General features: G+C 38.3%; 17 protein-coding genes and 1 pseudogene. 2 read left to right on the top strand and 16 right to left on the bottom strand.

The genetic code is table 11. The annotated features are described in order from the left end of the window. Nucleotides 1-15: 15 nt before the first annotated feature. A complete protein-coding gene (locus P20495_RS21305; RefSeq protein WP_138950647.1) occupies nucleotides 16-372 on the bottom strand; it encodes a hypothetical protein in 357 nt (118 codons plus the stop codon). Then, nucleotides 350-859 (bottom strand): WYL domain-containing protein, encoded by a 510-nt coding sequence (locus tag P20495_RS21300; RefSeq protein ID WP_008135453.1) that lies wholly within the window; start codon nucleotides 857-859, stop codon nucleotides 350-352. The genes P20495_RS21305 and P20495_RS21300 overlap by 23 nt, the downstream gene beginning before the upstream one ends. Before the next feature lie 587 nt (nucleotides 860-1,446). On the opposite strand from P20495_RS21300, the gene P20495_RS12710 reads away from it, so the two are divergent. Both P20495_RS12710 and P20495_RS12715 read left to right on the top strand, forming a co-directional pair. After that, on the top strand, nucleotides 1,447-2,958 hold the full coding sequence (locus tag P20495_RS12710; RefSeq protein WP_008135449.1) for an ATP-binding protein: 1,512 nt from the start codon (nucleotides 1,447-1,449) through the stop codon (nucleotides 2,956-2,958). A gap of 63 nt (nucleotides 2,959-3,021) precedes the next feature. Further along, nucleotides 3,022-4,737, top strand: a complete 1,716-nt coding sequence (locus tag P20495_RS12715; RefSeq protein ID WP_008135448.1) for a GGDEF domain-containing response regulator — start codon at nucleotides 3,022-3,024, stop codon at nucleotides 4,735-4,737. A gap of 126 nt (nucleotides 4,738-4,863) precedes the next feature. Here the strand turns inward: P20495_RS12715 and P20495_RS12720 are convergent, their stop codons facing one another. From P20495_RS12720 to P20495_RS12780, 14 genes and pseudogenes are all read right to left on the bottom strand, one after another. Further along, nucleotides 4,864-5,310 (bottom strand): response regulator, encoded by a 447-nt coding sequence (locus P20495_RS12720; RefSeq protein WP_008135446.1) that lies wholly within the window; start codon nucleotides 5,308-5,310, stop codon nucleotides 4,864-4,866. After that, nucleotides 5,307-6,761 carry an ATP-binding protein gene (locus tag P20495_RS12725; RefSeq protein ID WP_008135444.1) on the bottom strand — a complete coding sequence of 485 codons (1,455 nt, stop codon included), beginning with the start codon at nucleotides 6,759-6,761 and terminating at the stop codon, nucleotides 5,307-5,309. The genes P20495_RS12720 and P20495_RS12725 overlap by 4 nt, the downstream gene beginning before the upstream one ends. Nucleotides 6,762-6,927: 166 nt before the next feature. Beyond that, complete coding sequence (locus tag P20495_RS12730; protein ID WP_008135442.1) at nucleotides 6,928-7,590, bottom strand: MOSC domain-containing protein; 663 nt, start codon at nucleotides 7,588-7,590, stop codon at nucleotides 6,928-6,930. After that, on the bottom strand, nucleotides 7,590-8,048 hold the full coding sequence (gene moaE, locus P20495_RS12735; RefSeq protein WP_007375234.1) for a molybdopterin synthase catalytic subunit MoaE: 459 nt from the start codon (nucleotides 8,046-8,048) through the stop codon (nucleotides 7,590-7,592). Before moaE ends, P20495_RS12730 begins: the two co-directional genes overlap by 1 nt. Next, entirely contained in the window at nucleotides 8,048-8,347 is a 300-nt protein-coding gene (locus P20495_RS12740; RefSeq protein WP_008135438.1) for a MoaD/ThiS family protein, read from the bottom strand. The genes moaE and P20495_RS12740 overlap by 1 nt, the downstream gene beginning before the upstream one ends. Continuing rightward, entirely contained in the window at nucleotides 8,325-8,795 is a 471-nt protein-coding gene (gene moaC / locus P20495_RS12745; protein ID WP_008135436.1) for a cyclic pyranopterin monophosphate synthase MoaC, read from the bottom strand. The genes P20495_RS12740 and moaC overlap by 23 nt, the downstream gene beginning before the upstream one ends. 1 nt (nucleotide 8,796) lies before the next feature. Then, nucleotides 8,797-9,336, bottom strand: a complete 540-nt coding sequence (gene moaB, locus P20495_RS12750; RefSeq protein WP_008135434.1) for a molybdenum cofactor biosynthesis protein B — start codon at nucleotides 9,334-9,336, stop codon at nucleotides 8,797-8,799. Then, complete coding sequence (locus tag P20495_RS12755) at nucleotides 9,333-10,013, bottom strand: molybdenum cofactor guanylyltransferase (protein ID WP_008135433.1); 681 nt, start codon at nucleotides 10,011-10,013, stop codon at nucleotides 9,333-9,335. The genes moaB and P20495_RS12755 overlap by 4 nt, the downstream gene beginning before the upstream one ends. 1 nt (nucleotide 10,014) lies before the next feature. Beyond that, nucleotides 10,015-10,986, bottom strand: coding sequence for a GTP 3',8-cyclase MoaA (gene moaA, locus P20495_RS12760; RefSeq protein ID WP_008135430.1), 972 nt, complete (start codon nucleotides 10,984-10,986; stop codon nucleotides 10,015-10,017). A gap of 16 nt (nucleotides 10,987-11,002) precedes the next feature. Next, nucleotides 11,003-13,700, bottom strand: a pseudogene (locus P20495_RS20415) (molybdopterin-dependent oxidoreductase). A gap of 40 nt (nucleotides 13,701-13,740) precedes the next feature. Next, complete coding sequence (locus tag P20495_RS12765) at nucleotides 13,741-15,264, bottom strand: FAD-dependent oxidoreductase (RefSeq protein WP_008135424.1); 1,524 nt, start codon at nucleotides 15,262-15,264, stop codon at nucleotides 13,741-13,743. A 227-nt stretch (nucleotides 15,265-15,491) separates the two neighbouring features. Further along, on the bottom strand, nucleotides 15,492-16,685 hold the full coding sequence (locus tag P20495_RS12770) for an alginate export family protein (RefSeq protein ID WP_008135422.1): 1,194 nt from the start codon (nucleotides 16,683-16,685) through the stop codon (nucleotides 15,492-15,494). 9 nt (nucleotides 16,686-16,694) lie between these two features. Then, complete coding sequence (locus P20495_RS12775; RefSeq protein ID WP_008135419.1) at nucleotides 16,695-18,437, bottom strand: bifunctional protein-serine/threonine kinase/phosphatase; 1,743 nt, start codon at nucleotides 18,435-18,437, stop codon at nucleotides 16,695-16,697. Between the two features lie 13 nt (nucleotides 18,438-18,450). Further along, the gene (locus P20495_RS12780) at nucleotides 18,451-19,839 is read right to left on the bottom strand and encodes an MFS transporter (protein ID WP_008135418.1); all 1,389 of its coding nucleotides are present in this window, start codon (nucleotides 19,837-19,839) and stop codon (nucleotides 18,451-18,453) included. Between the last annotated feature and the right edge of the window lie 51 nt (nucleotides 19,840-19,890).

Below are 19,890 nucleotides of genomic sequence, written 5' to 3'. Positions count from 1 at the left end.
AAATTTTGTTTTATATTAAGGCATATAAGGCTGTAGCTGGGCTAAACAATACGGGCTTAATATAATTTGCTGAGCCTCTGGGTTTGCTTGATAACTATCTACACGCAGTTGTTTTAAAAGGTAAAGCAATAAGGCTGCGCGCGTTTTAATAACACGCTTGTATTGCCCACTAGGGTGTTCAACCATTTGGTGATCAAGTGCTATTATGCGAGCTTTATTGGGGGTTAGTCGTGGATCTGGCTCTATGCTTACGTGTAATATTTTTTGCCATAATGTGTCGTTTTTTTGGTCAAACTCTGCACGGCCTTCTATATCGCATTCACCGTTAAACCGTGTTAGTACAAAGTCTCTAAAGTCGCGATTTTTTTTCACAATATGCACGAACATGCCAACGTGTTCCATCAAATACTAAACTGTGCGGGCTTATTATACGTGATTCAAATTCAGGACTGGATACCGAGGCGTACCCTACATCAATCCGATATTTATGCTTAAGTGCATTTAAAATCCCTGATACTTTACTAGGCTCTATAGGAGCAAGTGGCGATACCATGGCGGTGAAGTTATTATAAAAATGGCTGGTCATGCTTTGCTGAGTCACTTTTAAGTAAGTGCCTAAGTCATTTAAACCATGTTTTGAAACAAACTTATTACTTGCTTCATACCCTTTTTTTGAACTGTTATAGATTAAGAAGTTAGGAAAAAACGTTAGATAATCTTGAATGTATTTTGAGGCGCTTGAACGGCTTATTTGAAAGTGTTGTTGTATATGGTTTGTTGTTAAACGACCCTCCCAGTAAATAATAAGTTCTATAAAATGAAAACGCTGAATTGCGTCGTAAGTAAATTGAATTGACATCTTTTTCCTTAAATCAGTAATTCCACTTTTATACATTACAATTAATAAAGCAATGAATCACTCACTTTATTAAACCGTATATTAAAATGCCTGTGTAACTGCTTTTAAAAACCTAAAGCACGGTGTATTTAAATTAGGTAAGCTTTTAATTTAAAAAGTTAATTTATAAAATAGATTATTTAAGCAAACTCATAATAATCAACTACAATAAGTTAATTGCTTGTTACATAGCGTTTTAATGTGAGGGTATTTTATATTAAGGCCTGTTCATCTTTCGAGGTTGAAATTGCAGCAAGCTGTTTGGTATTTAAGCAAGTTAGAGCCTATGTAGTGTGGTTACTCCCCAAAAATAGGCGATAACGCAGGATAAATGCCAAATATGCGCTACCTAAGGGTGATTGACTCTTTGTTGCTCGGTTTTTACTTATTCTTACAGTGGTGTAAGCCATTAGAGTACGCAGGAGCAGGTGCCGAGCCCACTAGGTTACAAACCTCGCGCCACGATTAAACAGCTCTTAGATTGAACGAATTTCAATCATGAAAGTTCAACAGGTACTAGTTAAGTGATTAGATTGAAGGAAGTGTTAATGCCTAATGTAGGACGCTATATTGAGAATATATTACCAACAGATTCGAATTTTTTTGTTGATAACGACATTCAAAAAAACTTAGAGCACATTGTTGAACTAATCTTAAATGTTTTTGATGCTACGGCATGCTCTATTATTGCAAATTCACCACATGGTCAAATTGAGTTGTACCAATATGGTTCGAAAATAGCCATAACCACAGAGGCGCTAAATAGTGAAGTATTTAATGAATCTATTATCGAGGGTAACTCAAAAAGCACTTCAAATAATCCCTTAAATGTAAACTCCAAAATGCGTAGGGTTATATCACTCATTATTTTACCATCGAACTTAAAATTGGGTTGGTTGATATTTGAACGAAAAAGTGAATCCGCATTTACAGAAAAAGATAAAACGATATTAGCCACCATACAAAAAAATATTGTAAATCAATTACTCCAACTTAATTTTATATTTAAAAAAGAAAAAGATGCTGAACTTCATTCAATGATTTCTGAGCTAAATAGAGATTTTGTTTTTATAAAGGACGAAAACTTTAAAATTGTATACGCAAATGATGCCTTCAAAAATAGTTATCCAAAAGAAATGCAAAACAAAATAATCGGCTTTACTACAATTGAACACTACGAAGAAGATGCGGCTACTGCATTTTTAGCGCAAGACAAAATTGCTTTAGATTGCGGCATTAGTAAAACAGTCGAAAATTTAGCAATGCCTAATGGCATGCAGATTACTGTAGAAACTATAAAACAACGCTTTGAAGATAAGTCTGGTAAACATTATATTTTAGGTGTGTGCAGAGACATAGCTGAAAAAGAAAATTTAATATCTAAATTACAAAAAGCAAACAGTGAACTTGACGAGTTTACCAGTATTGCTTCTCACGATTTAAAATCGCCATTAAATGCAATTAAACGTTTACTTGAGTGGATTTCGGATGATTGTAAAGATCTGCTTCCTGAAGAGCATTTAGAAAACTTTCAGTTAGTAATTAATCGCACTAATAGAATGCAGGTATTACTAGAAGATTTACTGAGCTATTCGAGAGTAGATCGTTGTGATTCTACCCGCTCTGACTTGTCTTTAGAAAATGTTTATCTTGAAATCGCTGAATGTTTAGAGATCCCAGAAACAGTAACTGTTCATATAAATGCAAATGATAAATTATTAAACATACCTGTAGTCCCCTTCAAAACAGTCATTTTAAACCTTATTAGTAATGCTATAAAACATAACGATAAAGAGCTTGGTGTTATACACGTTTCTTTGCGGCCTTCTCATCATTATTATCTTATTGAAATAACAGATAATGGCCCTGGAATAGATCCAAAGTATTTTTCACTCATTTTTAAATTGTTTCAAACTCTGCGATCTCGTGATGACGTAGAAGGTAGTGGTATTGGTCTTTGTGTAGCAAAAAAGCTCATTATTAATTATGGCGGTAAGATTGAAGTAGCATCTGATGGAAAGCTTGGCAGTACATTTACTATTTTTTGGCCAAAAATTTAGCAATAAAATTGTTTTATTAATTAAAGATGAGTATTGGCATAGTGCTAAACCCTTAAGGAACTTATGTATATTTTAATAGTTGATGATGACTTAGTAGATCGTAAATTAATTAAAAAGATGCTTATTTCAGATGGCTCTCAACTTCATGATATTACTGAAGTAACATGTGTTACCGAAGGTTTAAGCGCCATTGAAAACACGCATTTTGACATAATACTACTCGATTATAATATGCCTAAAGAAGATGGTATCGAAATGCTTCTTGAGATGCGAGCAAAGCCAAAACTTGGTAATACTGCAATAATTATGATTAGTTCATCAGAGAACTCAACCCTCGCAATTGAGTGTATAGAAGCCGGTGCACAAGATTTTTTACCTAAGGGTGATATTACACGTAGTAGTTTAAATAAAGCACTTATATACGCTAAAAAACGCTTTGAAGCTGAACAACGCATGCATGACAGTTACCTCGCTGTAAAGCATATGGCAGAAAGGGATCAGCTAACGGGTTTGTCAAACCGATACCATTTTGAAGAAATATTAAAAGTAATGATTGCCAATAATAAACGGACTAAAAATAGTGTCGCGCTTTTGGCATTGGATTTAGATAATTTCAAACATATAAACGACACATTAGGGCATAATGTAGGCGATCAGATTTTAATACAAACTGTAACAAGAATTAACCACTGCCTAAGAAGAGACGAAGGGTTTGCTCGATTAGGGGGAGATGAATTTGCTGTTATTATTGGTGGTATAAGTAATATTAATCAAATAGGTATGATAGCAAATAGGATCCTAGCTAATGTTTCTGAGCCATTTTTACATAATGGTAGAACGATTAACTGTAGTGTGAGTATTGGCAGTGCTATATATCCTCAAGATGCGACGGAGTCACATGAACTGCTTAAATGTGCTGATATTGCAATGTATCGCTCTAAGCAAAACGGTAAAGCAAAAATTAGTTTTTATAAAGAACAATATCAATACGAGTTTAGTCGTCGCGTTGATATTCAAAACAAAATTAAAGAAAATTTAGAACAAGAAAATTTTCGAATATTTTACCAACCTGTTTATTGCTCTAAACGGCAAAAAATATCAGGTGTAGAAGCTTTAATTCGCTGGCCAGATTCCGATATTAGTTATACTCCTGATGAATTTATACCCATTGCGGAAGAATGCCGATTAATTGTGACGCTTGGCGAGTGGATTATTTCAACAGCTCTACAGCAATTATCATTATGGCAAACTCGTTTTAAAATTCCGCTAAATTTATCAATAAACATTTCCCCGATACAACTTCAGAGTGAAGGATTGCTCGCTTATTTACTCGCAGCTGTAAAGCAATATGATGTGAATGTTAATAGTATAATTTTAGAAATAACTGAAACAGCCTTTATCAAAGATAACGAAGAAGTTACTGATATATTAACCACCTTATCTAATAATGGCTTTAGAATTGCTTTGGACGATTTTGGTATGGGCTATTCATCTATATCTCATCTTATATCTTACCCCATTGATATTGTTAAGTTAGATAAAAGCATGCAATCATCTGATGGTGAAAAAGGGAAACGACTAAGAGTAATTGAAGGGTTGTCTCTGATGCTTAAAAAGTTAGATTTTGATATTGTCGCCGAAGGTATTGAAACCCAAGCACAGCACAATTTATGTAAACAATTAGAGATAGACTATTTGCAAGGCTTTTTATTTTCAAGGCCCATGCCTGCAAACGACATAGACTTATTACTCACTAAGAACGCCGACGATTCAATCTAGAAATATTACCTATATTGAAATCGTCAAAATAAAATAACAGAGGCTGTATTTTGCTAAACCGAAAAACACCTAAAACTCTATTTTCACTCAATATAAACTCAGAATATATTGAGATCGTAATAATTTTTAATCTCCCTGTATTCGCGCTCCAATGACAGACAGTACCTTCTCTTTTAGATCTTCAGCTTTAAAAGTTCCCTTAACTAAATAGCCTTTAACAAAATCATGCGCCATAATAATTTTTTTCTCTTCTTCTCGTTCTGATGAGCTGAACATCATAACTACGCAAGAACTTATTTCAATGACTTTCCTGAGCTTGGCAAACTCGTCTAAAAATTGAATACCATTAACTCTGGGCATATTAATGTCTAAAAAAATCAATATTGGGGGAAAGCCATCTGGGTGTTCTTTTCTATTCGCTTCATAATTTTCGAGAAATTCTAACGCCTCTTGACCATCTTTTTTTTCAAAAATGGTAAGCTCTAAGTTAGCTTCTTTTATTAATCTTTTAAGGATATACCGATCAACTTCATTGTCATCGATAATTAATATAGGTGGTTTTACTTTTTTCATCTTAATTTATCCATAGGTATTGTTATTTTAAATGTTGTACCGCTATTAGAGCTTTGCAATGATATTTCTCCATCTAAATACTCTATATGTTTTTTAACTAGTGCCATACCCAAACCTGAGCCGCTACTCGTCTCAACATGAAATCGCTTGAACATATCAAACACTTCGCTTTGATGCTTATCAGGTATTCCAATCCCATTATCGGTAACTGTAATATTGAACGTCTCTTGTTCGTTAAAAATATCGCAGTGAACATAGGGCGCATCCTTATTTGTGTCGTAATATTTCAACCCATTTGATATCAAATTTTCGATGATTTGAGCAAAACGCGCTTTTTCTGATTTGATAGGTGTCGATAAATTAATATTCGTTGTTAATGTACAAGGATTATCTTTCATTAACCAAGCCAGTCGTTCTTCCATATCAGTAATCAACTGATTAAAGTCAATTAATTCTTCATTTTCATTACCTATATCTGCTTTTGCTAATAATAAAATATCAACAACAAGTGTTTCTAATTTCTCCATTTGTTGATAAATAATTTTCGCATTTTGACAGGCCTCTTTAATATCACCAGCTTCTATGTCTTGAATAACAAAATGGGCCAAAGATTTAGCGCCCGATAACGGTGACTTTAAATCATGTGATGCTCTGTAAGCAAACTGAGCCAGTTCATCATTTGCCTGCTGCAAAGAAGCTGTTTGGCTGTTTACAATAGCTTTTAGCTCGATACTATTTTCTATGTTCAAAAAATCATCTTTGATACGCTGCCTAGCTGCTATTACTAATGCTTTTAATTCTCCCGTGGTATTTTTATCAAGTTCGTCATCTAAATTAGTACTATCTTCAGGTTTACTAGCTAAAAGAATGGTTAAATTGCGTATAGAGCTAGATATAGTACGTGACAGGTAACTGATTAGAATAATATTAAAAAGGGATATAATTAAAACAAGTGGTATTAAAGTAAGCAGTATAAATGACACTGTTTTTCTAATTGGTTCTTCAAACATTTCTGAATGTTGATTGAATCCATCAAGTGCAACATTAAGGGTTAGTAAAAAGTCATCTCTACTGAGTTCACCTTTCTTATATTGAGTAACTGACAGTAGCGCTTTATCAGCAATTTCTATATCATTTTCGCAAATAGCTAAAGCTTGATCAGTCTTAATGACTTTCATAATAACACGGTTTAAAAAATTGACTTCATCAAGACAATCAATAGGTTGCTGCTTTATAGCCAATATATCAAACTCTATCGTTTTTATATCTACAGGGATGTCGTTTTTTATTTTTTTTACTGTCTTTGTTAATTGGTTAATATACTTTAAATGAAGAAAATTAAGCTGATGAAACTTGGCGCCTTTAGCTATTTCAAAGGCAGAAAAAACGGTAATACTTACTTCGGCTGTCGTTAAGATTACTATAAGCATCAATTTTTTAGATATATTCATATACGAAGCCTGTTTTCCTATTCGCTATTGGTTAATAACCGTAACACTATATTTATTATAGTTTTTCTAACCTTAGTTATAGCAGGCATTCTTTTTTTTACTAGTTAATGTATAGGTTTTGCTCTTATTTAGAGAATTTAATTACTGCATAAAAATTACACAGCATTCATTTGGCCGATTCAACTTTAATAGCAAGTTTCTTTTTTAACTTTTCTTGCCACTCTACAGCAAGCTCTGGCAGAGTTAGGGCCTCTAAAAGTACGTCTTCGTAACCTACGTATTTTTTGTCAAAAAACGCCTGAAACAGCTTTTTAACTGAAATTTTATGCGCCGCTTTTTTTTCTATAGTGACTGCGTCGCCTGTTTTGGCAACACCTTGCTCAATGACTCTAAAATATACGCCCGTGCAGTAATACTGCGTGAACAGTTTAAGGCTGTTTTTATTATTAAGGGCGATAGCCAATTTAAAACAGGGTACACGAGGCTGGCTTACTTCAAGTAATGCAGTACCAATTCGAATATGATCGCCTATATGTATATTCGCTTCATCAAGGTCTGAAATCGTGAAGTTTTCACCAAATATGCCACTGGTTAAATCCTCGTTTGCAAGCGTTTTCTTCCAATAGTCATAATGATTGTGCGAAAAAGCATATACCGCTTTATCTACGCCGCCGTGGTAAACTAAATCAGCTTGCTCATCACCTATAATACTTAGCTTTTCAATAGTTACCGGTTCGTTAGTAGCCGTTTTAAATATACCTGTTTTAACTTCTTTGCCGTTATGCACAACCGTTTTTATTTTAGAGATATTTGTAGAGATTATTTTCATTAAGACTCCCATTTACCTAATGCTTGTTTGTCACTTTGTTTAAACTCAACCCAGTTTGATGAGTCTTTAAAGTGCTCTTTTTTCCAAAACGTGGCGTGGTTTTTTAAGTAATCCATTATAAATTGTGCGCCTTCGAACGCAGCTTGGCGATGGCGGGACGTTACGCCTACAAATACAATTTGCTCGCCAAGTGCTAAGTAACCAACGCGGTGAATAATACATATTCGCGCCAATTGCCAGCGCGTTTGTGCTTGCTCTGCTATAGATTGAAGCAGTTGCTCGGTCATACCAGGATAGTGCTCAAGCTCAAGTGCAATAACGTTATCGCCACTGCTGAACTCTCTTACCAAACCTGTAAAGGTGACAACAGCGCCATCGCTTTTGTTATTACTACAAAGCGTATTGTGCTCGTCACCTACATTAAAGTCATCGGTTTGCACTTGAATATGTATGCTCATTAGCCACCTGTAACCGGCGGGAAAAAGGCAAGCTCATCCCCTGCTTTCACTATTTCATCGCTTGATGACATAGTTTGGTTAAGCGCTGCAAGTAGCTCACGCTCCTCAAGCCACGGTTGCCAATGCGGGTATTGGCTCACTAATTTTAATTTAAGCTCTGAAATAGTAAGCGGCTGCGTAATCTCAAGGCTTAATTTACTGCACTTTAACCGCTCTTTTAGTTGCCCAAAAAACAATAACTCTACATTTTGGGCGCTAGGTATAGCATCGTTTGGATTAATCGCGTTGCCAACTGCCATTTTTGCCCCCAGCTTTTTGAGTAACGCGCATGCCACTAATTTCCATAAGTGGGTCGGCTGCTTTACACATATCAAACAAAGTAAGGCTAGCCACAGATACCGCCGTTAGCGCTTCCATTTCGACCCCGGTTTTACCGGCAAGTTTGCAGTAGCTGGTTACTTTAATTTGGCTGTTTGCTTTATCAAGTTCAAAATCAACAGCTACTTTAGTAAGTGCAAGCGGATGACAAAGCGGAATTAAATCGGCGCACTTTTTAGCGCCTTGAATACCCGCAATACGTGCCACGCCTAACACATCGCCCTTTTTGTTTTGATTAAGCATTACTTGTTCAAAGGCAAGCTTGCTCATGCTAATAAATGCTTCAGCTGAGGCATCGCGCAAGGTTACGTCTTTGAGCGATACATCAACCATATTCGCTTGGCCGTTTTCGTCTACGTGGCTTAACATACTATTGCTCACGCGATTCACACTTTTTACCAATGGTAATGTGCGGTACAAAGTTACACGGTTTATGCATTGAGTTAAGTTGATCTTTTATAATGCCTGTCCATGCTGTTTTGCATGCGCCTGTAGAGCCTGGCATACAAAAAATAACCGTGTTGTTAGCAAGTCCTGCCAATGCACGAGATTGAATAGTTGAATTACCAATTTCACCGTACGATATATGTCTAAATAGCTCACCAAAGCCGTCTACGCTTTTATCAAACAGCGGCGCAAATGCCTCAGGTGTTGAATCACGTTCGGTAAATCCTGTACCACCAGTCACTAAAATAGCGTGAATGGTGTCGTCGGCTATCCACTGCGATGCAATAGCGCGCATTTGGTAAACATCATCTTTTACAATTTCTTTATCTGCTAAGTGATGACCCGCCTCAGTTAGCGCTTTAATTAAGTAATGACCAGAAGTATCGGTAATCGCATCGCGCGTATCACTTACTGTAAGTACGGCAATGTTTAAAGGTATTTGTGACTCGCTTGTGTGACTCATAATGTTTTTCTCAATTGGTTAATGCTTTGGTCAAAATGCTCATTTACAGCTTTAAATTGCGCCGGTGTATTGGTGTTTATTAATGCATGCGCTTTATTACATAAAAGCGTTTGCACACCAATACTTTGGGTAAACTGTTTTATTGATTTATGACTGTTTGCGTTTGTGAGTATGTGTTTTAAATGATTTTTTACACTGCTTGTATTACGAATATACAGCGGTAGTGGTTCATTTTCAAAGTGCCAAGCCTGTATTTGTAACTGATTTAATTGATTGTTCACACTTTGTACGTTATTTGACTGAGAAGCCAGCACAATTGTGCTTAACAAACTACTCGTAAGTAGAGGCATATCTACCGCAGTAATAAGTAAGTCGTGCTCAGTGGCTATTAATGTTGAGTAAATACCGCCAAGGGGTCCACTATTTGGGTATATATCTCTAACGTACTTTTCTGAGGGATAATCGCTCGGCGAGTAATGGCTCGATGATTTGACTGGATTTGTAACGTTGCGGCTTATAAGTATGTTTTTAGCGCCTGCATCTTTTAATAAATCACACGCATTGTGTAATAGCGTTTTATTTTTTAAAACTAAATCGGCTTTGTCTGTACCCATTCTTGATGACTTACCACCAGCAAGCACAACGCCTGTAAAATCTCGCTTAGCTTTTACTTCCATATTAACCGCCTAACATGGCTAAGTGAGTTGTCGCACCTGTTAAGCGTTTATCTAGCTCATGGCTTATTTCTTTATTGCCCATAGCGGCTCGAATTGCCTTTACGGTCGCTGCAGTATCGTCCTCGTTTAGTAGTTCGCGTAAATCTATACCTTGCTCGGCAAACAAGCATAAGTGTAATTTACCCAGCGCCGACACTCTCAAGCGATTACAACTTTTACAAAAATCTTTACTGTACGGCATTATTAAACCAATACGACCATCGTAATCAGGATGACAAAATTCCTCAGCGGGTCCGTTTAATTTCCCCCTAACTACTTGTAACCAGCCTTGAGCTAAAAGCTGGGCTTTAACCGTTTGCCCACTTAAGTGGTTTTCTTCAAAAAATGTTGCGCCGTCACCTGTTTCCATTAATTCTATAAAGCGCACTGTAACTTTGTGGTGCTTTACCCATGCTAAAAAATCCTTCAATTGGTTTTTATTAAACTGCTTGGCAAGCACTGCATTTATTTTTATATCTTTTATGCCCAGCTCTACCGCGCGTTCAATCCCTTTTAAAATAAGGTTAAGTTTGTCGTGCCCTGTTATGAGTTTAAACATACTCGGATTTAAGCTATCAATACTTACATTAAGCGCATCAAGCCCTGCATCGGCAAATTCATCAATTTTATTTAATAAATTAAACCCGTTGGTAGTAATGGCTACTTTTTCTATGCCGGGTGTATTTTTACAGAGTTTTATAATATCGGTTACGTCGTTTCGCAAGCACGGTTCGCCACCTGTAATGCGCACTTTTTTAGTACCTAGCTCTGCAAACGCATTTACAAGCGTGCTAATTTCGTTTTTATTTAAAAAATTACGCGGCGTATCGCACTGATAGCCGTTTGGTAAACAATAACTACAACTAAAATTACATACGTCGGTTATTGAGAGGCGCAAATAGTTAAACTGCCGACCAAATTGATCATTAAGCATATGCTTCCTTTTATCTTTACATTACAACCGCAACATTAATACTGTTCGCTTTTTGCGTAGCATGTTGCTTAATTAATTGGCTTAATTGTGTTTTACACGAACCGCAGTTCGTCCCACATTTAAGTTCAGACCCCAATTGCTCGACTGTGTTTACACCGTTTTTAATGGCGTTTATAATTGGCTGCTCTCTTACTTTAAAGCAGCTACACACTTGCATGCCTTGGGTAAATTCTTCATCGGGGGTTGCATAAAGCAAAGACTGTAACTGTGTAAAGGTCAGTAATGGCTCTGCAAATAAATGGTTTATCCATTCGAGTGATATTTCTTTTTGCTCATTAGAAATAACACCAACAAACGCTAATTGATCGTTTTGAATACACTGCACATGCATGGCTTTTGCCGTATTCATAGCCGACCACTGCCCTTGTAAACCAGTTAAGGTTTGGCAGTAATACAGTAAATCACTTTGTGCCTCATTAAGCGCCAATTGGTAATTAAAGCAATTACTAGCATTAACTTTGAGCCAAAAATCACTGTTTATAACCAGTTCGTTTTTAGCAAACAGCTGCATATATTGCACAAAGGGTGCTTTAACTATATTAACAGCGCCGTGTTTGCACTCAGCCTGACCAGATAGAGGGTCAACTACCGATTGATACAACCCACTTACTGTTGCTGACGATGCAAATTGCTTATTCCAATGAATAGGCATAAAGCATTCACCTTTTCGCACCGAATCGGTTACTTTTGCATGCGCGGTAACGTGCCCTGTTTGGGCAATTGCACTTATTAAATCGTTTTGTTTAATTGCTAATTTACTGGCATCAAGCGGATTAATTTCAATGTACGGGCGTGTAATATGCGATGAAAGCGCAGTGCTTTTACCCGTGCGGCTCATCGTATGCCATTGGTCGCGTATACGCCCTGAGTTCATTACAAACGGATAATCACTTGATGTTTTTTGCACCGGTAGTTGCGGCGTTATAGGTATAAAACGCGCCTTTTTATCAGCGGTGCTAAATTGGTTATCTGTAAAAACTTGACCGTTTTTATAAGGCTGGTTTTTAACAACAGGCCACATAATGGGTTTTAAGTTATCGTACTGGCTTTTTGTGAGCCCAACTAAACCAGAGAGGTTTAATAATCGGCTGCCGTTATTTTCAAAGTCGGTTAATTGTGCCCATTCTTCAAAAATGCCACTTGGGTCTGTAAAATCAAAACCTTCAAAGCCCATTTTTTTAGCAACATCGCACATAATTTGCCAATCGTTTTTAGCTCCCGCATAAGGCGCTACTAACGGGCGTTGCCTTGATATTCTGCGCTCTGAGTTAGTTACTGTGCCGTTTTTTTCGCCCCATCCGGTTGATGGAAAAGCAACATCGGCAAACTTTAACGTATCACTTTTTGCAATACAGTCAGATACAACCACCATCTCGCAAGTCTCTAATGCCTTTTTTAATAGCGGCGTTATTGGGCAAGCTCACCATTGGGTTTGTTGCCATTATCCACACTGCTTTTATTTTGCCCGCGGCTATGTCATCAAACATATCAATAGCATTACTGCCTGCTTTTTTAGCAATAGTTGGCGAGAGCCAAAAACGTTGTACAAGTGATTGATGTGCTTCGTTTTCAATATCTAAATGCGCCGCTAACTGATTAGCCAAGCCACCTACTTCGCGCCCGCCCATCGCATTGGGTTGCCCAGTAATCGAAAACGGACCGCTGCCTGGTTTAAGTAATTTACCTGAGGCTAAATGTGCATTAATAATGGCGTTGCATTTATCTACACCCGAGCTTGATTGATTTATACCCATTGAATAGAAGCTAATTGCGCTTGGGCTGTTAGCAAATAGCGCGTAAAACTCAATTACTTGCTCAATTGCTATATCGCAAAAGTCGCTAACTGCCTCACAGCTCCATTTTGTTGCCTCTTGCAGTGCGCTTTCAAAGCCGTTTGTGTGCTGAGCAATAAATTGCGTGTCGAGGTGGTTATGCTTATTTAAATAATTAAGTAAGCCGTTATAAAGCGCGGCGTCACTGCCTGGTTTTATATTTAAAAATGTGTCGGCAAGCTCAGCTGTGTCGCTTTTACGCGGATCAATAACCACCACTTTCATATTTGGGTTAAGCTGCTTTGCACGCTCCATTCGCTGATACAAAACCGGATGAGTCCATGCTGCATTAGAGCCAATTAATATAAGTAACTCAGTTTGCTCTAAATCTTCGTAGGTGCACGGCACTACGTCTTCACCAAAAGCGCGTTTATAACCTGCCACAGCAGATGACATACACAGACGTGAATTAGTATCAATATTGCCTGAGCCTATGTAGCCTTTCATTAATTTATTCGCGATGTAGTAATCTTCAGTAAGTAACTGCCCTGACACATAAAAAGCCACCGCATCGGATCCGTGCTTTTGTATTATGTCGTTAAATTTATTGGCAACGTGGTCAGTTGCTTCATCCCACGTGGCTGCTTTATTATTAATAAGGGGCGACGTTAAGCGATTATCACTGCCTGTTGTGTCGAGCAAATGGGTGCCTTTTACACATAAACGACCAAAGTTTGCGGGATGCTCTCGCATGCCTTCAAGCTTGGTTGGCACATTATTAAAAAGTGAAATATCAACACCGCACCCTACACCACAGTAAGCACATGTTGTTTGTTTTAAACTCGTTTTATTTATAGTTGGTGACGTATTTGCGGTTGCCATACTGCTCTCTTTTAATGTGCTTTAGTTAGTGTGCTTTAATTTATGCGGGCTGTTTTACAGGCTCATTAAGGGTAACTACGTTAATAGTGTTACTTGCTTTAGCGAGCACGCTGCTTATTACGTTTTGAACGAGTTTTTCACACCCTCCACAACCTGTACTGGCTTTGGTGCTTTGCTGCACACTTGCCAAATCTATGCAGCCGTTAGAAACTGATTGTTCAATGGTGTGTTTAGTTACTTTATGACAAGCGCAAATAATGGCGTCATCAGGCAAGTCATCGGCGCTTAGCTCTGCTATTTCGCCGGCAAGGGGCATAATGAGCGCTTCGGGTGCGGTGGTAAGTTCAATGTCGTTTAAATGATATTGCAGCAAATTGTCGTAATCGCTGGTATCGCCAACAAGTACGGCGCCAATCAGCTTATTACTTTGTGAATTAGTGACTACTTTTTTATAAATGCCATTGGCTTGATCCTCAAAATAATAGCTTATTGCGCCTTCGCTGCGTGCATGCGCATCGCCAATAGATCCCACTTCAACACCCATTAATTTAAGCTTGGTGCTCATATCGGCACCGCTAAATTCATCGGCTTTATTGTCTAAGCCAGTACTTTGCAAAGTATCTTGCTGCGTATCTTGTAAAATATGCCCAACTGCTATTTTAGCCATAGCGTAACCGGGTGCCACTAAGCCAAAAATAAAGTTATTCCACAGTGCACATTCACCAATTGCGTATATGTTTTTATCGCTCGTTTGGCAGTGGTTATTAATTACAATACCGCCGCGCTCGCCTAACTCTAAATTAAACTCGCGGGCTAAATTATCATAAGGGCGAATACCCGCCGAAAATACAATCATGTCGGTTTCAAGGGTTTTGCCGCCTTTAAAACACATTTTGTAACGGCAACTTTCACCTTCTACTATTTCCTCAGTTGCGACCGATGTATGCACAGTAACGCCTAAATCTGTAATTTTGTTTTTTAGTAACCGACCGCCCCCCGCATCAACTTGTACGCCCATAAGTTGCGGTGCAAATTCTATTACGTGAGTATGCAGACCCAGTTGCTTTAATGCGTTTGCAGCTTCAAGCCCCAGTAAACCGCCACCAATTACCACGCCTACTTTACTGCCATGGGCTGAGTTTTTTATTGCGTGTAAATCGTTAATGGTGCGATAAACAAGGCAATGCTCGCGATCTTTACCCGGTATAGGCGGTACAAATGGGAATGAACCTGTAGCAAGCACAAGCTTGTCGTATTCAAACGACTCCCCTTTAGCAGTCGTTACAGTTTGCGTATCACGATTTATATCAACCACTTTAGAATGAGTATGAAAGCGTACTTGCCAATCGTCATAGGTTTTATTGCATGTAAGTGCGAGGTCGTCTGCGGTTTTGCCTTTAAAAAAAGACGATAGCTGCACGCGGTCATACGCTAAACGGTCTTCACCGCTAAGTACCGTAATTTCAAATTGCTCATCAGCTTGATTTTGAGAAACTAGCTGCTGCACAAAATGGTGCCCCACCATTCCGTTTCCTACCACTACAACACGCTGCTTGCTTAGCATTTACTCACCTTAAAATGATATCTACTTTAGTGATTGACTAAAGCTAACATCGAATAATTTGTTATAGGATTGTTATAGCAATATGTAAGCCAAATATATAAGCATTTAAAATCAGTAAGTTGCCTACATTGGTGCAGAGGTGAAAAGCATAAAGCCCCACAAGATGGTGCAACTGCACCATCTTGTGTCGCTATAAATTACAAGAGGATTTTAGAAGATAGTGAGGGTTAAAATTTAGCGCTCATCCATACCCACAATTTTTGAGTATCGACTTTATTAGCAGCAGTATCGCCCGCTGAGTAATCAGCGTATTTAACACCTACTGCATATTGTTTATTAATAGGTTTAACGTATTGTACGTTTAGTTCAGTACCCAAATCGTCAACCCCATTTGATTGCTCATTAGCATCAAAACTGTGATAAGCCACCAGCCATTTTCCGTCAAACGCTTTACCGTTTAAGCTTATGTAAGTGTCGTCCAAGCCTTGTGCGGGTGTATTTAAAAATGTATCTGCCCAACCATTAAATTTATGTAACGTGGCAAGCGGTGTTGCAAACCCGTAATCGCCATTATCAGAGCCAAGTGACTCTATGCCAACTTTTAATGTTACTGTTTTTATACCCAAACCATTTAAATCAACAGCGCCTTCAAGTGCATAGTAATCGGAATCAAAATCACTCACGCTTGTTGACGCAGACTGCGTTGCATACTCCGCTTTGTAATAAAATTTTATGTCGTTTAGGGTTTTATTACCGTTAAAAGAAACGCCATAAGTGTCTAAACTGTCGTCTTGTAGTGCATCGTCACTTAATAAGTAACTGTATAAAACCACTTTACCGTAGTCTGTTTTAAAGCTTGCATTAATTAGATGATCGGACGATTTAATGTCTTTATCGTCAGCAAATATGCGGTTACGCTTATTTAAATAACTGTACTGTAAATCTATGTTATTAAGTGCGTAATTAATGGTTGCTGCATCAAAGGTTTGCCTGTCTTGGCGCCAACCTACGTGCCCAACAAAACGCTGCCCATCAAGGGCTATTACTTGGCGCCCTACTTTTAGCGATAGACCATCGCGGGCATATTTAACAAAACCTTGGTCTATCTCGGTGTTTTCTGGGTCGGCAATAACAGAGTAATTAGTATTTTTCCCCACAGTATTGTTGTAATCATCTACGCCCAATAGGCTGCGAGTATCTTCTACTTCAATAAGGGCTGAAAAACCATTCACCTCGTCTGTTTGATGCGTTAAGCGGGTTCTAAGTGTTAAGCCGCTTGCATCTTTTAGAGCATTGTTTTGATCAACGCTTTCAAAACGCAGTCTAAAATCAAGATCAGTTTGCGAAGCTTGGCTTATTGAAGGCGCAGTGAAGCAACCCAGTATAAAAATAATAGGTAAGTTGTTCTTATAGTTAAGCATTTTGGTTCTCTAAGTTTTAATTATTAATACACATACCAAAGCAATAAATAAACACAGCGAAATACATTTCCACACCACAACTGGATCGCGTTTCATTATTGAACTTTTATTAGCGGTACTTTCTAAATAAGGATTAGGTTTGTTGATATCGTTTATAAACTCAGAAAAGGCTTGGTATCTGAGCTCTGGTTTAGGGGCAAGCGCTTTCATAAGGGCTTGATCTAACCAAAACGGAATATCGGCTCTGTATTTACGAATACTTGTGTAATGCCAATGGCTGTAATCTTTTGGCGCTACGTGGTTAAGTGGCAGTGGTTTGTAAGGCAATTTTGAGCACAATAACTCGTATGCAATAACGCCAAGTGAAAACAAATCACTTTTAAAATCGGCGTGCATAGTAATAAGTGTTTCGGGTGCGGTGTAGTCGGCAGTGCCTTGCGGGCAATCATCCGCAATTTGTTTAACCGACTCGTCCATAGCCGCAACACTTACTGTGCCGTAATCTATTAGCGTTACTTTACCGTGCGCATCTATCATTACGTTATCGAGTTTTAAATCGCGATGTACCATATCGAGTCGTTGAAACGCCCTTAGTGCATGTACTATTTGTTCAATAATACTGCGCACTTGGGTTATTTCTGGGTGCGGCACGTCGTGCTTCCAATCACTGAGTGTTTGCCCGTCCATGTATTCACAAATATGATACAAAAAACGACTTTGCGATTGCGTACTCAGTACTTTCATCACGTTAAGGTGGTTTATGCGTTGCCCTACCCAGCCTTCTCTTATAAAGCCTTGAAGGTAGTGCACATCGTCTTCAAAATTAACCGAAGGTGCTTTTAAAACCACTGGTGGTATATCGGGCGCTTGTTGCACTAAATAAATGTGCGAGCGACTACTGGCATGTAATTTACGAATAACCGTGTAGTCATCAATTTTTTGCCCAACATTAAGCGCAGGTGGAATTTTTCGTCGTGTTAGCGAATGATAAAGCTCATCTAACTTTTGCTCGGCAATATTTTCTACTTTTACAAGCAAACAACTTACGTTGTCGTCACTGCCTCGCGCTAATGCAAGTTCGGTAATTGCTTTAGCTGCATTTTCTAAATCAGTGTGCTCGTTAATTAATTTAGCTATATCACTACTTGGAAGCACATCGTGTACGCCATCGCAGGTTAATATATAAATATCGTCTGCTTTTAGGTCAACTTCGTATACATCTATTTCTTGATGAAGTTGTGCGCCAAGCGCACGCGTTAGCGTATCGTTTACTTTATGGTCCCGTGTAATTGCCTCTATTTTATTTTCTCGCAAGCGGGTAATACGCGTATCACCTAAGTGAAATATATAACCCGTTGCCGACTTTAAAATAAGCGCTGTAAAAGTGGTCATCCAATCGGCTTGGCGCTGACCAAGGTGATTATAATTAACCGATTGCGAATAAAGCCACTGATTTAAACTTGCTAACACCTTCGATACTGACTTTTTAACCGCCCAACTTTCGGGGGTATTTAAATACTCATTTATAAAATGAGTAACCGAAAGTTGAGACGCTTGTTTAGCATTTTTTGCTGATGAACACCCATCGGCTAAGCAGGCAATAACGCCTTTAGACTCTTTTTCTTGCGCTTTGGTATTAAGAGCTGCAAACGCATCTTGGTTTTCTGCTTTTAAGCCTTTTGCGCTGTGTCCGCCAAATGAAACGTTGAGTTCATTTTTTAGCGCTTTAGCGTGGAGTGTTTCATCAAACATAGTCAATAATGCCTTAAGTCACTGAAATAAGTTCAACGGTGCCGTCTTCATTTACCTCGGTAATATGCCCGTCTGGCTCGGTCATAAAAAACAGTGCGCCTAAGCCAAGTAATGCACTCCCCGCAATAATGAAAAAGAAAGTTTGATAATCAACAAGTGACAATGCCGTTAAGTACACTACTGCACCTACATTACCGTAAGCACCTGTCATACCTGCAATTTGCCCAGTTAAACGACGCTTAATTAGCGGTACTGCGGCAAATACAGCGCCTTCACCTGCTTGCACAAAGAACGAACATGCCATAGCCGCAACAACTGCAAGCCATAAAGACCAAGATGCATCAACCAAGCCCATTACAAAATAACCAACAGCAAGACCCATTGTAAGTACAATAAGGGTAATACGACGACCTAATTTATCTGAAATCCAACCGCCACCCGGGCGAGATGCTAAGTTCATAAATGCATAAGCAGATGCTAAAATACCCGCGTACACCATATCAAGCGCAAACACATCCATAAAAAACAGCGGTAACATAGAAACAACCGCAAGCTCAGAACCAAAGGTTGTAAAATATAAAATATTTAAAACAGCTACTTGCTTAAACTCATAACGATGCGACTCGGGTACAGGCTCTTTAAAAATATGACCATTTACGTCAAAGGTTTTATACACTTCGTAAATATAAAGCAGAACTAAAAAAGCATACACGGCAAGTACAAAATTAGCCGAAATTAGGTTAGCACCAGTTGGTGAAAGCTTCCAAGTAAGTAATGCTAATGCGCCATACATAGGGATTTTCATAATAAGGAGTAATACAAAGTCGCCTTTACTGGTTACTTCCATTGCGCCTACTTTTTTAGGTTTAAAGTATGTACCGCCTTTTGGTGTATCGGTTACATTTAGGTACCAAATAATACCAAATATAACGCTTAATACACCGGTTAAACCTACTGCATAACGCCAACCATCTTCGCCACCAAACATAAGTGCAATAATTGGCAGTAACATAGCCGCTGCTGCTGAACCAAAGTTACCCCAACCGCCATAAATACCTTCTGCTATACCCAACTCGTTAGCAGGAAACCATTCACTCACCATACGAATGCCCACAACAAAGCCAGCACCAATAAAGCCTAGCGCAAAACGCGCTATAGCAGCTTGTTCAAATGTGGTTGCCATAGCAAACATAAAACACGGAATACTACAGCTAATAAGTAGCGCCGCATAAACAATCCGAGGACCAAATTTATCGGTCAGCATACCCACCACAACACGGGCAGGAATAGTTAACGCTACATTTAAAATTAGTAATGTTTTAACTTGTGCCATGGTAATACCAAGCGAGCCCGCAATTGCACCTAATAAAGGAGCATGGTTAAACCATACAAAAAATGACACAAAAAAGACCATCCAACTCAGGTGTAATACTTTCATTTTCCTTTAAAGGAT

Origin of the sequence: Pseudoalteromonas sp. BSi20495 (genome assembly GCF_000241185.1) — a bacterium.
In the GTDB taxonomy this organism is placed as follows: Bacteria; Pseudomonadota; Gammaproteobacteria; order Enterobacterales; family Alteromonadaceae; genus Pseudoalteromonas; species Pseudoalteromonas fuliginea.
The sequence above is the reverse complement of the archived record's forward strand: the minus strand, read 5'-3'. Positions and strand labels throughout refer to the sequence as shown.

Coding starts and splice junctions, on each gene's coding strand:
- P20495_RS12710 (WP_008135449.1), top strand. CDS start 1,447: ATGCCTAATGTAGGACGCTATATTGAGAATATATTACCAACAGATTCG.
- moaE (WP_007375234.1), bottom strand. CDS start 8,048: ATGAGCATACATATTCAAGTGCAAACCGATGACTTTAATGTAGGTGAC.
- moaC (WP_008135436.1), bottom strand. CDS start 8,795: ATGTTAAGCCACGTAGACGAAAACGGCCAAGCGAATATGGTTGATGTA.
- P20495_RS12730 (WP_008135442.1), bottom strand. CDS start 7,590: ATGAAAATAATCTCTACAAATATCTCTAAAATAAAAACGGTTGTGCAT.
- P20495_RS12765 (WP_008135424.1), bottom strand. CDS start 15,264: ATGCTAAGCAAGCAGCGTGTTGTAGTGGTAGGAAACGGAATGGTGGGG.
- P20495_RS12720 (WP_008135446.1), bottom strand. CDS start 5,310: ATGAAAAAAGTAAAACCACCTATATTAATTATCGATGACAATGAAGTT.
- P20495_RS12715 (WP_008135448.1), top strand. CDS start 3,022: ATGTATATTTTAATAGTTGATGATGACTTAGTAGATCGTAAATTAATT.
- P20495_RS12725 (WP_008135444.1), bottom strand. CDS start 6,761: ATGAATATATCTAAAAAATTGATGCTTATAGTAATCTTAACGACAGCC.
- P20495_RS21300 (WP_008135453.1), bottom strand. CDS start 859: ATGTCAATTCAATTTACTTACGACGCAATTCAGCGTTTTCATTTTATA.
- P20495_RS12775 (WP_008135419.1), bottom strand. CDS start 18,437: ATGTTTGATGAAACACTCCACGCTAAAGCGCTAAAAAATGAACTCAAC.
- moaB (WP_008135434.1), bottom strand. CDS start 9,336: ATGAGTCACACAAGCGAGTCACAAATACCTTTAAACATTGCCGTACTT.
- moaA (WP_008135430.1), bottom strand. CDS start 10,986: ATGCTTAATGATCAATTTGGTCGGCAGTTTAACTATTTGCGCCTCTCA.
- P20495_RS12770 (WP_008135422.1), bottom strand. CDS start 16,685: ATGCTTAACTATAAGAACAACTTACCTATTATTTTTATACTGGGTTGC.
- P20495_RS12740 (WP_008135438.1), bottom strand. CDS start 8,347: ATGGCAGTTGGCAACGCGATTAATCCAAACGATGCTATACCTAGCGCC.
- P20495_RS12755 (WP_008135433.1), bottom strand. CDS start 10,013: ATGGAAGTAAAAGCTAAGCGAGATTTTACAGGCGTTGTGCTTGCTGGT.